At 49.8% G+C, this 247-nt stretch carries 1 protein-coding gene; it reads left to right on the forward strand.

Annotation, left to right across the window (positions count from 1 at the left end):
- Positions 1 to 46: 46 nt before the first annotated feature.
- On the forward strand, positions 47 to 247 hold a 201-nt coding region (locus SAZ04_RS22685), incomplete at its 3' end, for a fimbrial protein (protein ID WP_488803356.1).

Raw genomic sequence — 247 nt, forward strand, 5'->3', positions numbered from 1 at the left:
GACTGCCCATGTCGATTTAGAAATAGTTTTTTGAAAGGAAAGCAGCATGAAAATTAAAACTCTGGCAATCGTTGTTCTGTCGGCTCTGTCCCTCAGTTCTACAGCGGCTCTGGCCGCTGCCACGACGGTTAATGGTGGGACCGTTCACTTTAAAGGGGAAGTTGTTAACGCCGCTTGCGCAGTTGATGCAGGCTCTGTTGATCAAACCGTTCAGTTAGGACAGGTTCGTACCGCATCGCTGGCACAG

Source organism: Halalkalibacter lacteus (assembly GCF_036663595.1).
GTDB classification, from domain to species: Bacteria; Bacillota; Bacilli; order Bacillales; family Bacillaceae_D; genus Halalkalibacter; species Halalkalibacter lacteus.